At 59.7% G+C, this 13,451-nt stretch carries 11 protein-coding genes; 8 read left to right on the forward strand and 3 right to left on the reverse strand.

The window, feature by feature from the left end; translation table 11 throughout:
* Window positions 1-84: 84 nt before the first annotated feature.
* The 4 genes from P3G59_RS27060 (at window position 85) to P3G59_RS27075 (ending at window position 3,551) form a co-directional block, all read left to right on the forward strand.
* A complete protein-coding gene (locus P3G59_RS27060; RefSeq protein ID WP_277759641.1) occupies window positions 85-1,050 on the forward strand; it encodes an L-carnitine dehydrogenase in 966 nt (321 codons plus the stop codon).
* Window positions 1,051-1,276: 226 nt separating this feature from the next.
* On the forward strand, window positions 1,277-1,753 hold the full coding sequence (locus P3G59_RS27065; RefSeq protein WP_277759642.1) for a thioesterase family protein: 477 nt from the start codon (window positions 1,277-1,279) through the stop codon (window positions 1,751-1,753).
* 24 nt (window positions 1,754-1,777) lie between these two features.
* Window positions 1,778-2,941 carry a gamma-butyrobetaine dioxygenase gene (locus P3G59_RS27070; RefSeq protein WP_277759643.1) on the forward strand — a complete coding sequence of 388 codons (1,164 nt, stop codon included), beginning with the start codon at window positions 1,778-1,780 and terminating at the stop codon, window positions 2,939-2,941.
* Window positions 2,942-3,287: 346 nt separating this feature from the next.
* Window positions 3,288-3,551: a hypothetical protein gene (locus tag P3G59_RS27075; RefSeq protein ID WP_103304375.1), complete on the forward strand. Its 264-nt coding sequence runs from the start codon at window positions 3,288-3,290 to the stop codon at window positions 3,549-3,551.
* A gap of 105 nt (window positions 3,552-3,656) precedes the next feature.
* Here P3G59_RS27075 and P3G59_RS27080 read toward each other — a convergent pair whose 3' ends face one another.
* Window positions 3,657-4,760, reverse strand: coding sequence for a GlxA family transcriptional regulator (locus tag P3G59_RS27080; RefSeq protein ID WP_007949927.1), 1,104 nt, complete (start codon window positions 4,758-4,760; stop codon window positions 3,657-3,659).
* Window positions 4,761-5,282: 522 nt separating this feature from the next.
* On the reverse strand, window positions 5,283-6,659 hold the full coding sequence (locus P3G59_RS27085) for an L-serine ammonia-lyase (RefSeq protein WP_277759644.1): 1,377 nt from the start codon (window positions 6,657-6,659) through the stop codon (window positions 5,283-5,285).
* Between the two features lie 436 nt (window positions 6,660-7,095).
* Between P3G59_RS27085 and P3G59_RS27090 the strand changes: the two genes are divergently transcribed.
* The 3 genes from P3G59_RS27090 to choV all read left to right on the forward strand — a co-directional run bounded on the left by P3G59_RS27090 (window position 7,096) and on the right by choV (window position 10,130).
* Window positions 7,096-8,043, forward strand: a complete 948-nt coding sequence (locus P3G59_RS27090) for a choline ABC transporter substrate-binding protein (protein ID WP_277759645.1) — start codon at window positions 7,096-7,098, stop codon at window positions 8,041-8,043.
* 66 nt (window positions 8,044-8,109) lie between these two features.
* Window positions 8,110-8,955 carry a choline ABC transporter permease subunit gene (gene choW, locus P3G59_RS27095; protein ID WP_277759646.1) on the forward strand — a complete coding sequence of 282 codons (846 nt, stop codon included), beginning with the start codon at window positions 8,110-8,112 and terminating at the stop codon, window positions 8,953-8,955.
* Window positions 8,952-10,130, forward strand: coding sequence for a choline ABC transporter ATP-binding protein (gene choV, locus P3G59_RS27100; protein ID WP_016772804.1), 1,179 nt, complete (start codon window positions 8,952-8,954; stop codon window positions 10,128-10,130). Before choW ends, choV begins: the two co-directional genes overlap by 4 nt.
* 262 nt (window positions 10,131-10,392) lie before the next feature.
* Here choV and betT read toward each other — a convergent pair whose 3' ends face one another.
* On the reverse strand, window positions 10,393-12,390 hold the full coding sequence (betT, locus tag P3G59_RS27105) for a choline BCCT transporter BetT (protein ID WP_277759647.1): 1,998 nt from the start codon (window positions 12,388-12,390) through the stop codon (window positions 10,393-10,395).
* Window positions 12,391-12,819: 429 nt separating this feature from the next.
* Here betT and betI point away from each other — a divergent pair, with 429 nt between their 5' ends.
* Window positions 12,820-13,413 (forward strand): transcriptional regulator BetI, encoded by a 594-nt coding sequence (betI, locus tag P3G59_RS27110; RefSeq protein WP_277759648.1) that lies wholly within the window; start codon window positions 12,820-12,822, stop codon window positions 13,411-13,413.
* Window positions 13,414-13,451: the final 38 nt, after the last annotated feature.

Raw genomic sequence — 13,451 nt, forward strand, 5'->3', positions numbered from 1 at the left:
TGACTTTGACTTTTAGAAGCAAGATCAAAGGATCGCAGCCTTCGGCAGCTCCTACAGGGATCACCCAATCTTCAGGAAATCACCATGAGCTTTATCACCGAAATCAAAACCTTCGCCGCGCTGGGCAGCGGTGTCATCGGCAGCGGCTGGGTGGCCCGCGCCCTCGCCCATGGCCTCGACGTGGTGGCCTGGGATCCGGCCCCCGGCGCCGAAGCAGCACTGCGCAAGCGCGTGGCCAATGCCTGGGGCGCGCTGGAGAAAAACGGCCTGGCGCCGGGCGCGTCGCAAGAGCGTCTGCGCTTTGTCGCGACCATCGAAGAGTGTGTGCGCGATGCCGACTTCATTCAGGAAAGCGCCCCGGAACGTCTGGAGCTGAAACTCGATCTGCACAGCAAAATCAGCGCTGCGGCCAAGCCCAATGCGCTGATCGGTTCGAGCACTTCCGGTCTGCTGCCAAGCGAGTTTTACGAGAGTTCAACGCACCCGGAGCGTTGCGTGGTTGGCCACCCGTTCAACCCGGTTTATCTGCTGCCATTGGTCGAAGTCGTCGGTGGCAGGAACACCGCACCGGAAGCCGTGCAGGCGGCCATGAAAGTTTATGAGTCCCTCGGCATGCGCCCGTTGCACGTACGCAAGGAAGTGCCCGGCTTCATCGCCGACCGCTTGCTCGAAGCGTTGTGGCGTGAGGCGCTGCATCTGGTGAATGACGGCGTGGCGACCACGGGCGAGATCGACGATGCGATTCGGTTTGGCGCAGGTTTGCGCTGGTCGTTCATGGGCACGTTCCTGACCTACACGTTGGCCGGTGGTGACGCGGGCATGCGCCACTTCATGTCGCAATTCGGCCCGGCGTTGCAGTTGCCGTGGACGTATCTGCCAGCCCCGGAGCTGACCGACAAGTTGATTGATGACGTGGTCGATGGCACCAGCGATCAGCTCGGCCGGCACAGCATATCGGCGCTGGAACGCTATCGTGATGATTGTCTGCTGGCGGTGCTGGAGGCGGTGAAGAGCACCAAGGAGAAGCATGGGATGGCGTTCAGCGAGTAATCGGTTCGCTACAAACCGCTGCCCTCACCCTAGCCCTCTCCCGGAGGGAGAGGGGACTGACCGCAGTGTTCATGCGAGCTGCACCGACCTGCACCACCGAGCCGAACTCCAGTTTTGAAAGGCCCCCGATCGGCTCCCTTTCCCCCTCGCCCCCCCTGGGGGAGAGGGCTGGGGTGAGGGGGTTGCTCTTGATCCTGACCACCCGCCACCTGCCGGAATCCAAACCATGCCGCACCTCACCACTTACCAAACCAGAATCATCCCCGACTGGGTGGACTACAACGGTCACCTGCGCGACGCCTTTTACCTGCTGATTTTCAGCTACGCCACCGACGCCCTGATGGATCGCCTCGGCATGGACAGCAACAACCGCGAAGCCAGCGGCCATTCGCTGTTCACCCTCGAACTGCACCTCAACTATCTGCACGAAGTGAAGCTCGACACTGAGGTCGAAGTGCGTACACAAATCATCGGCCACGACAGCAAGCGCCTGCACCTCTATCACAGCCTGCACAAGGTCGGTGACGAGCAGGAACTGGCCGGCAATGAACAAATGCTGCTGCACGTCGACCTCGCCGGCCCGCGCTCGGCACCGTTCAGCCCCGATACCTTGAGCCGCCTGCAAAGTATCGTCGCCGAACAGAAAGACCTGCCCGCCCCCGCTTACATCGGCCGCGTCATCGCGCTGCCACCTGCAAGGTAAATCCATCAATCGCAAGGAGCCGCCATGAACACCGCTGCCGCTGTTGCCGATTTCCGTACTTATCCGTTGATCAGCGCGCTGAGCGACGTGCAGAGTCTGGCGGATCGCGTTGCAATTGAATGGGCCGACGGGCGCGTCAGCCCGTTTCACCACGTCTGGCTGCGGGACAACTGCCCGTGTCAGCACTGCGTCTATAGCGTCACCCGTGAGCAGGTTTTCGAGATCGTCGATGCGGCTGAAGATCTGAAATCCACAGCCGCACACATCGATACCGACGGCTGCCTGCGCATCGACTGGCAGGACGGCCATCGCAGCCGCTTCGATCCGGGCTGGTTGCGCGCTCACGCCTACGACGATGAATCCCGCGCCGAACGCTTGGCCGCCAAGCCCAAACCTTATCTGTGGCGCAGCGATCTGCAATTGCCGGTGTTCGAATACACGGCGCTGATGAACGACAACGCCGCCCTGCTGCAATGGCTGCTCGCCCTCCGCGACACCGGCCTGACGCAGGTGCGCGGTGTGCCCACCGAACCCGGTTCGCTGAAACTCGTCGCGCAGCGCATTTCATTCATCCGCGAAAGCAACTTCGGCGTGCTGTTCAACGTGCAGTCCAAGGCCGATGCCGACAGCAATGCTTACACCGCTTTCAACCTGCCGCTGCACACGGATCTGCCGACTCGTGAGCTGCAACCGGGCCTGCAATTTCTGCATTGCCTGGTGAATGACGCCGAGGGTGGCGAGAGCATTTTTGTCGATGGCTTTGCGATTGCCGATGCGTTGCGCAGTGAAGACCCGGCATCGTTTCAGGCCCTGTGTGAAATCCCCGTGGAGTTTCGCAACAAGGATCGGCATAGCGATTATCGCTGTCTGGCGCCGATCATCGCTTTGGATGCCCTGGGTCGCGTGGCGGAAATACGCATGGCGAACTTTTTGCGCGGGGCGTTTGATACGTCGGTGGAACAGATGCCGCTGTTGTATCGGGCTTATCGGCGGTTTATTGCGATGACTCGCGAGCCACGGTTTCGGCTGATGCAGCGGCTCAATCCCGGTGAACTGTGGTGCTTCGATAACCGCCGCACGTTGCATGCGCGCAATGCCATTGATCCGGCCACGGGGGCGCGGCATTTCCAGGGCTGTTATGTCGACCGGGATGAGTTGTTGTCGCGGATTCTGGTATTGCAACGTTAAACCGTAAAAAGATCGCAGCCTTCGGCAGCTCCTACAGGGAAATGCATTCCAATGCAGGAGCTGCCGAAGGCTGCGATCTTTTGCTTTTCAGCAGGCAAAAAAAAGCCCCGATACCAGCCGTGACAGGATCGGGGCTCAAGCTACTGTTGAGGAGCTGCGATTCGCGGGTGACCAAACCTTCGTGAAGCGAGCTGAGGCCAGTGTGCCCACTGCCCTTTATCGTGAGTTAGCCGAAAACGACCTGTTCATAGCCGTCGCGGCCACTGCGACAAATCGCCCTTGCCGTCACTCCCCATGCCTACCAGAATCGAGCCACGACCTCCGTTACCGAAGAAGGATGCGCGTCATGATGTATGCCGATTTGATCGATCAGGAAGATTTGTTGGGCCAGCTCAAGGCGTTGGGGTTTCAAGTGCCGAGCGGCTCCACAGCGGAGCAGGCCTGCGAGTGTGCAGTGCGCGGCCTGGATAATGTGCGTGCGTTTGAACTGCGCAAGATGGTCAAGGACATGTACACCAGCGGCGCCAGCATTCAGCCCGCGGTGCGGCAGGCGATCGACAAGCAATTGTTGCCGGCATTGGCGCAATACCAGCAAACCCATAGCGCCTGAAAAATCCATTCGCGAGCAGGCTCGCTCCCACATTTGATCGAGTTTTCATGGAAGAACTCGGTTAAATGTGGGAGCGAGCCTGCTCGCGAAGAACGATGACGCGGTCTACAGCCTCACGCTGGCAAACGTCGACTCGTTACGCGCCTGACTCAACGCCGACATCGGCCCCGACAGCGGCGACATCACGATCGCCTGCGGCAGCGGCAGCATCGCCACTTGCTGGGTGGTGTTGGAACCCACGCGCTCGTCACGCGGCGGAATGCCGAAGTATTCGCGGTAGCACTTGGAGAAGTGCGGCGTCGAGACGAACCCACACACCGACGCCACTTCGATGATCGACATCGGCGTCTGCTTCAGCAACTGCCGAGCGCGGATCAAACGCAGCTTCAAGTAGTAACGCGACGGCGAGCAGTGCAGGTATTTCTGGAACAGCCGCTCCAGTTGTCGACGCGACACGGCGACGTACACCGCCAGTTCATCGAGGTCGATCGGCTCTTCCAGGTTGGCTTCCATCAGCGCTACGATTTCCTGCAGTTTCGGCTGGTTGGTGCCGAGCATGTGCTTGAGTGGCACGCGCTGGTGATCCTGTTCGTTACGGATGCGTTCGTAGACGAACATCTCCGAGATCGCGGCGGACAGTTCACGACCGTGATCGCGGCTGATCAGGTGCAGCATCATGTCCAGCGGCGCGGTGCCGCCGGAGCTGGTGAAACGGTTACGGTCGAGGGTGAACAAACGAGTGCTCATGGCCACGCGCGGGAAAGCTTCCTGCATCGCCGCGAGACATTCCCAGTGCACGCTGCAATCGAAACCATCCAGCAGGCCAGCGCAGGCCAACGCCCAACTGCCGGTGCACACGGCGCCGAGGCGCTTGGATTGACGCGCCTGGCTTTGCAACCACGAGACGTGTTCACGGGTGACCGTGCGTTGGATACCGATACCGCCGCAGACGATCACGGTGTCCAGTGGCGGGGCTTTGTGCATGGAAGCGTCGGGAGTGATTTGCAGACCGTCACTGGCCCACACCTGGCCGCCATCGACGGTGAGGGTGCTCCAGCGATACAGCTCGCGACCGGACAATTGGTTGGCCATGCGCAGAGGTTCTACTGCGGAGGCCAGAGAAATCAGCGTGAAATTGTCCAGCAGCAGAAAGCCGATGGATTGAGGCGCACGGTTCTGGGGTTGGGCCCCGGAGTTGAACGACGTCATCGCGGTATCTCCTCACACAAAGCGGGTGATGGCCTCAGGCGGAGGCTCTTGTTATTGCCAGCGTTCTCGCGTGGGAGACGGGCTTTGTTATGACAGAGCAATTGCCATGCCTAAAATTGGATGGCCGTTCAATAACTCCTGAAAACGACGTCGCGACGTGTCTATACGAGCCGTCCGACAAAAGGTATTTCGAAGTGCCATTAGCGACGGCGAGCGCGCTGTCCCAAGGTGTGTGAGCAAATCGGTAGCACTTGTGGGAACTGGCCTGCGCGCAGTTTGTGGGGAGTGTCACCGCAAGCACGGGTGACGGACGGTCGGGGCGCTAATCGCGCTCAGTGCGTGGGAAGGGTTCTTGTCTGAGAGCGACGCGCTAAAAGGTGGCGTGTTTGAGTTCGGGTGTTCCGTTAGCGAGCAGTTTTGACTGGTCTGGCCCCTTCGCGAGCAGGCTCGCTCCCACATTTGGAATGCATGCTCCTGTGGGAGCGAGCCTGCTCGCGAAGAACTCACCTCGGTGTCACTGATTCAGCACTCAACAGCACTGACCGCCAAGCCACCGCGCGAGGTCTCTTTATATTTGTCATGCATATCCGCGCCGGTATCACGCATGGTGCGGATCACCCGATCCAGCGAAATAAAATGCTGACCATCGCCACGCAGTGCCATTTGCGCCGCGTTGATCGCCTTCACCGCCGCGATCGCATTGCGCTCGATGCACGGCACTTGCACCAGGCCACCGACCGGATCGCAGGTCAGCCCAAGGTTATGTTCCAGGCCAATCTCCGCCGCGTTGCACAATTGCTCCGGCGTAGCGCCCAGAATCTCCGCCAGCCCCGCCGCCGCCATCGCACACGCCGAACCGACTTCGCCCTGACAGCCAACCTCGGCACCGGAGATCGAAGCATTCTTCTTGCACAGAATCCCCACCGCCGCAGCGCCAAGGAAGTAATCGACCACGTTGGCGTCGGTCACCGCTTCACTGAACTTCATAAAGTAGTGCAACACCGCCGGGATGATCCCCGCTGCACCATTGGTCGGCGCCGTGACCATGCGCCCGCCCGCCGCGTTTTCTTCATTCACCGCCAGGGCGAACAGGTTGACCCACTCCATCGCACTCAACGTCGAGCCGATCACATTGGGCTTGTTCAACTCCTGCAGACTGCGATGCAACTTCGCCGCACGCCGACGTACATTCAATCCACCGGGCAGGATGCCTTCGTGTTTCAGCCCCTGCTCGACGCAATCCTGCATCGCCCGCCACAGCTTCATCAGCCCGGCGCGAATCTCTTCTTCACTGCGCCAGACCTTTTCATTGGCCATCATCAGTTCAGCGACGCGCAAATTGTTCTTCTTGCACAACTCCAGCAGCTCGACCGCGCTGGAAAAGTCGTAAGGCAATTCAGTGCGATCCAGATCGACGACACCGCTGGAGGCCTGTGCCTGATCCACCACGAAACCGCCGCCGACCGAATAGTAGGTGTCGCGATGCAGTTCGCCGTGATCGCCCTCAGCAACAATCGTCATCGCATTGGGGTGGAACGGCAGGTTTTCATCGATCAGGCGCATATCCCGCGCCCAGACAAACGGCACCGACAAACGACCGTCCAATAGCAGTGTGTGAGTTTCGCGCAGCGCCTGAATGCGCGGGCCGATCTGCGACGGGTCGATTGCGTCCGGCCACTCGCTCATCAGCCCCATGATCACTGCGTTGTCGCTGCCGTGACCGATGCCGGTAGCAGACAGCGAACCGAACAGCTGCACTTCGATCCGCCGCACCTGTTCCAGTTGATGCTTGCCCCTTAACGACTCGACGAACAACGCCGCCGCGCGCATGGGCCCGACGGTGTGGGAACTGGAAGGGCCGATGCCGATTTTGAACAGGTCGAAAACGCTGATAGCCATTGCTGCAGAGCTCCTGAGGATGCCGGTCCGGGGCGTGAAGCGCCCGCTGGCGGAGCTGCTACGCTCAAGCTGCGATCCGCCGGAATGCCCGCATCATCAGGCTTTTGTCGGGGCGCACGGCGTCTGACACCGACGCACTCATGTCCACCAGCGCCGCGCCGTTTTCTTCCCGGTTTTTCGCCGTTTTTATGCGGCTCAGAGGGTCATTCGGGGCAGAAAAAAGCTGTAAACGACGTCACTGACACTAGATACGACCATCCCTGTACTGGATACGACCCCCCCTGTAGGCGTCAGATTTTCACTGGTACATGATCGTTATGACTCGATTGCAAGGCGCCGTGGTAGAGCTGTCTCCAGAACGCCATCCAACCGCAACCTATAAGTGCGGTGGTCCACAGTCGGAACACTGCCAAAAAAAACACCAAGGAGTCCATCCATGAAAGGTTCCCCGTCGTTGTTGTTGGCCGCCATGCTGAGTCTGCCGTTACTGGCGCAAGCTGCAGAACCGGCGCAGTGCAGTACCGTTAACTTCTCCGATGTCGGCTGGACCGACATCACCGCCACCACCGCTACCACCTCCGTCGTACTCAACGCCCTCGGCTACAAGACCAAGACCACCATGATCTCCGTGCCCGTGACCTACAAGTCGCTGGCCGACGGCAAGAACATGGACGTGTTCCTCGGCAACTGGATGCCGACCATGGAAAACGACATCAAGGCCTACCGCGACGCCGGCACCGTGGAAACCGTACGCACCAACCTCAAGGGCGCCAAGTACACCCTCGCCGTGCCGCAAGCCCTGTATGACAAGGGCCTGCATGACTTCGCCGACATCGCCAAATTCAAGAAAGAACTCGACGGCAAGATCTACGGCATCGAGCCTGGCAACGACGGCAACCGCCTGATCCAGAGCATGATCGACAAGGACGCCTTCGGCCTGAAAACCGCCGGTTTCAAAGTCGTCGAATCGTCGGAAGCGGGCATGCTCTCGCAGGTTGATCGCGCGCAGAAACGCGACACCGCCGTGGTCTTCCTCGGCTGGGCGCCGCACCCGATGAACAAGCGCTTCAAGATCCAATACCTGACCGGTGGCGATGATTTCTTCGGCCCCGATTTCGGTGCTGCGACCGTGGCGACCAACACCCGCAAGGGCTACGCCACCGAGTGCAGCAACGTCGGTCAGTTGCTGAAGAACCTGGAGTTCACCGTCGACATGGAAAGCGAACTGATGGGCAACATCCTCGACGACAAGATGAAGCCTGACGCGGCCGCCAAGGCCTGGCTGAAAAAGAATCCACAGGTGCTCGATACCTGGCTCGCTGGCGTGACCACCATTGACGGTAAACCTGGCCTGGAGGCCGTGAAAGCCAAGCTGAATCAGTAATCGCTTATGCCGGGTGGGCTCGCCCACCCGGGCTGTTTATTTCCTTGCATGCGGACGTTCACTACCATGCTGATTGATCAGAAAATACCTTTAGGCCAGTACATCGCGGGATTCGTTGAATGGTTGACGCAACACGGCGCCAGCACCTTCGACGCAATCGCCGTGACCCTGGAAACGATGATCCACGGCGTGACGTTTGCGCTGACCTGGTTCAACCCACTGGTCTTGATTGGCCTGATCGCCCTGCTCGCGCACTTGATCCAGCGCAAATGGGGATTGACCGCTTTCGTGATCGCCTCCTTCTTGCTGATCCTCAATCTGGGTTACTGGCAGGAAACCATGGAAACCCTCGCCCAGGTCATGTTCGCGACCCTGGTCTGCGTGGTCATCGGCGTGCCGTTGGGCATCGTCGCCGCGCACAAACCGATGTTCTACACGTTAATGCGTCCGGTACTCGATCTGATGCAGACCGTACCGACCTTCGTTTACCTCATTCCTACCCTGACCCTCTTCGGGCTGGGTGTGGTGCCGGGCCTGATCTCCACGGTGGTGTTCGCCATCGCAGCGCCGATCCGCCTGACCTACCTGGGCATCCGCGATGTCCCGCAAGAACTGATGGACGCCGGCAAGGCCTTCGGCTGCTCGCGTCGCCAATTGCTCTCACGGATCGAACTGCCTCACGCCATGCCGAGCATCGCGGCCGGCATCACCCAATGCATCATGCTGTCGTTGTCGATGGTGGTGATCGCCGCACTGGTAGGCGCCGACGGACTCGGCAAACCGGTGGTCAACGCACTGAACACTGCTGATATCGCCCTGGGCTTCGAAGCGGGCCTGGCGATCGTACTGCTGGCGATCATGCTCGACCGTATCTGCAAACAACCCGACGCCAAAGTAGGGGGTGACGCATGAGCATAATTCGCTTCGAAGACGTCGACGTAATCTTCTCCAAGGATCCACGCGAGGCGCTCAAGCTGCTGGATCAGGGTATGACCCGCAACGAGATCCTGAAGAAGACCGGACAGATCGTCGGCGTGGAAAAAGCCACGCTGGACATCAACAAAGGTGAGATCTGCGTACTGATGGGCCTGTCCGGTTCCGGCAAGTCGAGCCTGCTGCGCTGCATCAACGGCCTCAACACCGTGAGCCGCGGCAAGCTGTTCGTCGAGCATGAAAACCGTCAGATCGACATTGCCTCCTGCACCCCCGCCGAGCTGAAAATGATGCGCACCAAACGCATCGCCATGGTGTTCCAGAAGTTCGCCCTGATGCCGTGGCTGACGGTGCGCGAGAACATCAGTTTCGGTCTGGAAATGCAGGGCCGTCCGGAGAAAGAACGCAAGAAACTGGTCGATGAAAAGCTCGAACTGGTGGGCCTGACCCAGTGGCGCAACAAGAAGCCCGACGAACTCTCCGGCGGCATGCAGCAACGTGTCGGTCTGGCGCGGGCGCTGGCGATGGACGCCGATATTCTGCTGATGGACGAACCGTTCTCGGCGCTCGACCCGCTGATCCGGCAGGGATTGCAGGATGAACTGCTGGAACTGCAACGCAAGCTGAGCAAGACCATTGTCTTCGTGAGTCACGACCTCGACGAGGCGCTCAAATTGGGTAGCCGCATCGCGATCATGAAAGACGGCCGGATCATCCAGTACAGCGTACCGGAAGAGATCGTGCTGAACCCGGCGGACGACTATGTGCGTACGTTCGTGGCGCACACCAATCCGCTCAACGTGCTCTGCGGCCGCAGCCTGATGCGCACGCTGGACAAGTGCAAGCGTATCAACGGTTCGGTGTGCCTCGATCCGGGCGGCGACTCGTGGCTGGACCTGGCCGAAGGCAACACCATCAAGGGTGCGCGGCAGAACGGTTCGGTGCTGAACCTGCAGAACTGGGCACCGGGACAAGCGGTGGAAGGCCTGGAACGCAAGCCGACGCTGGTGGATTCGAACATCGGCATGCGCGATGCGTTGCAGATTCGTTATCAGACCGGCAACAAGCTGGTGCTGCACGATAACAATCATGTGGTGGGGATCTTGGGCGACAGTGAGCTGTATCACGCGTTGCTGGGCAAGAATCTCGGTTAAGACGGGATAAAAAAAGGGATCGCGGTGAGCGATCCCTTTTTTATTGGGTCAGGGAAAAGCCCCTCATCGGAACGCCGCCCGCCTAGCCCTCTCCCAGAGGGAGAGGGGACTGATTGGGGGGATGCTGCAGAGCTACACCGACCTGATCCTGCTTTACCGAATCCATAATCGACTCGATCTTCCATTTCGGTGCACTACGCCAGACACCTCGGTCAGCTCCCTCTCCCTCCGGGAGAGGGTCGGGGTGAGGGAGCTTTTGACTTTAGCTATACACCCGGCCAAGGAGCTGCCGATGGCTTTCAAACTGATCGAGCACATCGCGTGTGATCTGATCCTGCGTGAAGCCCATCAGGTCGTAATCCTGGCTGCCGTTGTGCAGATACACCTCGGCGCGGTAGTAACGCTGGCGCGCTTCATCGGACTGAGCCGATTCGGTTGGGGTCGCCAGATAGCCGTCCAGGCTGACTTCGTAGACGAAAGGGTTGCCCTCTTCCATCTCGACGCGCACGCCCATGCAACGCTTGGACTTGCCCAGCAACGTCTGCACTTGCAGACCCTGCGCACGCATCTGTGCGCTCGCGTCTTCCAGCGCCGGGCTGACTTGCTTGTCCATGAAACGCTGCACCACCGATTGGCTCGGTTGCAGGTCCAGCTGCGTCAAACGCTCGCTGAAACCACGACGACCACGCTCCGCCAGTTGCGCCTGCTCCTGTTCGATCTGCACGTCCTGGCGCATCGCCTTGTGCAGGCCGAACATGAAGAACACCAGCACCACCGAGAACGGCAGACCGGCCAGCACCACCATGGTTTGCATGGCTTCGAAGTTACCGGCGAACAGCAGACCGATGGTCACCAGGGTGATCACCACCGACCAGAAGATCCGCAGCCAGTGCGGCGCATCTTCATCGACGTTGCCGCCCTTGCAGGACAGGTTCGCCATCATTACCGCACCAGAGTCGGCCGGGGTCAGGAACAGCACGAAGCCGACAAAGATCGACACACCGATGACGACTTTCGACGCCGGGTAGTGCTCAAGCAATTGATAGATCGCCATCGACGGCTGTTCCAGCGCCGTCTTGCCAAGCTCCACCGCCCCCTGGTTCATCACCAGATCCAGTGCCGAGTTACCGAAGATCGACAGCCAGGCCAAGGTGAAGCCCAGCGGAATCAGCAGCACGCCCGCCACCAGCTCACGCACGGTACGACCACGGGAAATACGCGCGATGAACATGCCGACGAATGGCGCCCAGGAAATCCACCACGCCCAGTAGAACAGGGTCCACAGGCCCAACCAGCGGTCGGACTTGGCGCTGTCGCCTTCATAAACGTACAGGTCGAACGTTTTCAGCACGACGCCGTTGAGGTAGTCGCCGATGTTCTGCACGAAGCCGTTGAGCAAGTGCAGGGTCGGGCCGAACAGCAGCACGAAAATCAGCAGGCCGCTGAACAGCACGATGTTCAGGTTGGACAAACGACGGATGCCGTTCTCCACACCGGACACGGCAGCGATGGTCGCCACGGTGCTCATCACAATGATCACGATCAGCAGGTTGGTGTTGCTGTGTTCCATGCCGAACAGGTTTTCCAGGCCCGACGACACTTGCAGCGAGCCAATCCCCAGGTTCGTCACCAGACCCAGCAGGGTCACGAACATGCCGAAGCCGTCCACCGCGTGACCGGCCGCGCCTTTGACCCAACGCTCGCCGACCAGCGGATACAGCGCCGAACGCAGGGCCAGCGGCTGGTTATGACGGTAAGCAAAATACGCCACGGCCAGACCGACCAGTGCGTAGATCGCCCAGCCGTGCAGACCCCAGTGCAGGAACGTCAGCTGTACCGCCTGACGCGCAGCCATGTTGGTGGCCGATGCGCCTTCCGGCGGATTGAAGTAGTGGTCCAGTGGCTCGGACGCGCCGAAATACAGCAGCGAAATACCGATACCCGACGAGAACAGCATCCCCGCCCAGGCGCCGTAACTGAAATCCGGGGTGTCATCCTTGCTGCCCAGTTTGAGTTTGCCGTAGGAGGAAAACGCCAGGCCCACGACGAATACCAGGTAGGCGGCAATCACCACCATGTAGTACCAGCCGAAGCTGCGCGACAACCAGGCCTGAGCGATACCCAACAATCTGCCGGCCTCTTGCGGGGCGATAATCAGAATGGCGGTCAACAACAGAATCAGCGCGGTAGAGGTGTAAAACACCCAACCGTTGACCGTCACCTTCTCGGGCGGGGTCTTTATAAGCGAGGCAGAACTCATGGCACAAATGCTCCAGGCAGTGCGAGAGAAGAACACAAGGCAACACGGAACCCGACCAATCGGTTAGTTGGCAGCCGACCGGCGGGTGATATAAAGACATCCCGAAAAAAGCCCGAACCTGCCGAAATGGCGCTGCGAATCGCTTTCGTGGCCGAAGGTGGACGGACGTTCATCCGAAACCTGGCCCTGAGCGTCTTGCCCTTTCAACACGTCCATCGAATCGCGAACCGCGCCATGCCCCACGCAGGTTTCGAGCTGTTTCGCATGTCGGTTTTATCGCCACTTACACGTAGGAAAAATCTGTAGGCAGCGACGATTTGTCGCAGATCTTATTCTTTGTTGATTGAACGTTCAATCAAAACAAAATAGACTGGCCCTCAATCCGATAGGCGTGATTCGCCGCTCGGAAGGCCTAAGGAGATGTGCAAGATGCCCAAGGTCGGTATGCAACCCATCCGCCGCCAACAACTGATCGAAGCCACTTTGCAGGCGGTCGATCAGGTCGGAATGGGGGACGCCAGCATTGCGCTGATCGCCCGTTTGGCCGGTGTCTCGAATGGCATCATCAGTCATTACTTTCAGGACAAGAACGGCCTGATTGCCGCCACGATGCGGTATCTGATGAGCGTCCTCAGCGAGAACGTCACCCTGCGCCGCCAAGCGCTGGCAGATGACAGCCCACGGGCGCATCTGCAGGTGATCATCGAAGGCAACTTCGACGCCAGCCAGGTCAATGGCCCGGCAATGAAAACCTGGCTGGCCTTCTGGGCCACCAGCATGCACCAGCCGTCTTTGCACAGGTTGCAGCGGATCAACGATCACCGTCTGTATTCCAACCTGTGCTGCGAGTTCCGCCGTGTGTTGCCGCTCGAAGATGCGCGCAGTGCTGCGCGAGGACTGGCAGCGTTGATTGACGGCTTGTGGTTGCGCGGCGCTTTGTCGGGAGACGCTTTCGACACGGCGCAGGCGCAACAGATCGCTTACGAATACATGGATTTCCAATTGGCCAAGAAGGTGAGCTAGAGCACACAGAAAACGCTCGGCCCCTGAACGCCACCGCA

The organism is Pseudomonas sp. A34-9 (assembly GCF_029543085.1).
In the GTDB taxonomy this organism is placed as follows: domain Bacteria; phylum Pseudomonadota; class Gammaproteobacteria; order Pseudomonadales; family Pseudomonadaceae; genus Aquipseudomonas.

What these genes read in the sequence shown, in the direction of transcription:
- P3G59_RS27065 (WP_277759642.1), top strand. Translation starts at nt 1,277, where the DNA reads ATGCCGCACCTCACCACTTACCAAACCAGAATCATCCCCGACTGGGTG.
- P3G59_RS27060 (WP_277759641.1), top strand. Translation starts at nt 85, where the DNA reads ATGAGCTTTATCACCGAAATCAAAACCTTCGCCGCGCTGGGCAGCGGT.
- choW (WP_277759646.1), top strand. Translation starts at nt 8,110, where the DNA reads ATGCTGATTGATCAGAAAATACCTTTAGGCCAGTACATCGCGGGATTC.
- P3G59_RS27085 (WP_277759644.1), bottom strand. Translation starts at nt 6,659, where the DNA reads ATGGCTATCAGCGTTTTCGACCTGTTCAAAATCGGCATCGGCCCTTCC.
- choV (WP_016772804.1), top strand. Translation starts at nt 8,952, where the DNA reads ATGAGCATAATTCGCTTCGAAGACGTCGACGTAATCTTCTCCAAGGAT.
- betI (WP_277759648.1), top strand. Translation starts at nt 12,820, where the DNA reads ATGCCCAAGGTCGGTATGCAACCCATCCGCCGCCAACAACTGATCGAA.
- P3G59_RS27070 (WP_277759643.1), top strand. Translation starts at nt 1,778, where the DNA reads ATGAACACCGCTGCCGCTGTTGCCGATTTCCGTACTTATCCGTTGATC.
- P3G59_RS27075 (WP_103304375.1), top strand. Translation starts at nt 3,288, where the DNA reads ATGATGTATGCCGATTTGATCGATCAGGAAGATTTGTTGGGCCAGCTC.
- P3G59_RS27090 (WP_277759645.1), top strand. Translation starts at nt 7,096, where the DNA reads ATGAAAGGTTCCCCGTCGTTGTTGTTGGCCGCCATGCTGAGTCTGCCG.
- betT (WP_277759647.1), bottom strand. Translation starts at nt 12,390, where the DNA reads ATGAGTTCTGCCTCGCTTATAAAGACCCCGCCCGAGAAGGTGACGGTC.
- P3G59_RS27080 (WP_007949927.1), bottom strand. Translation starts at nt 4,760, where the DNA reads ATGACGTCGTTCAACTCCGGGGCCCAACCCCAGAACCGTGCGCCTCAA.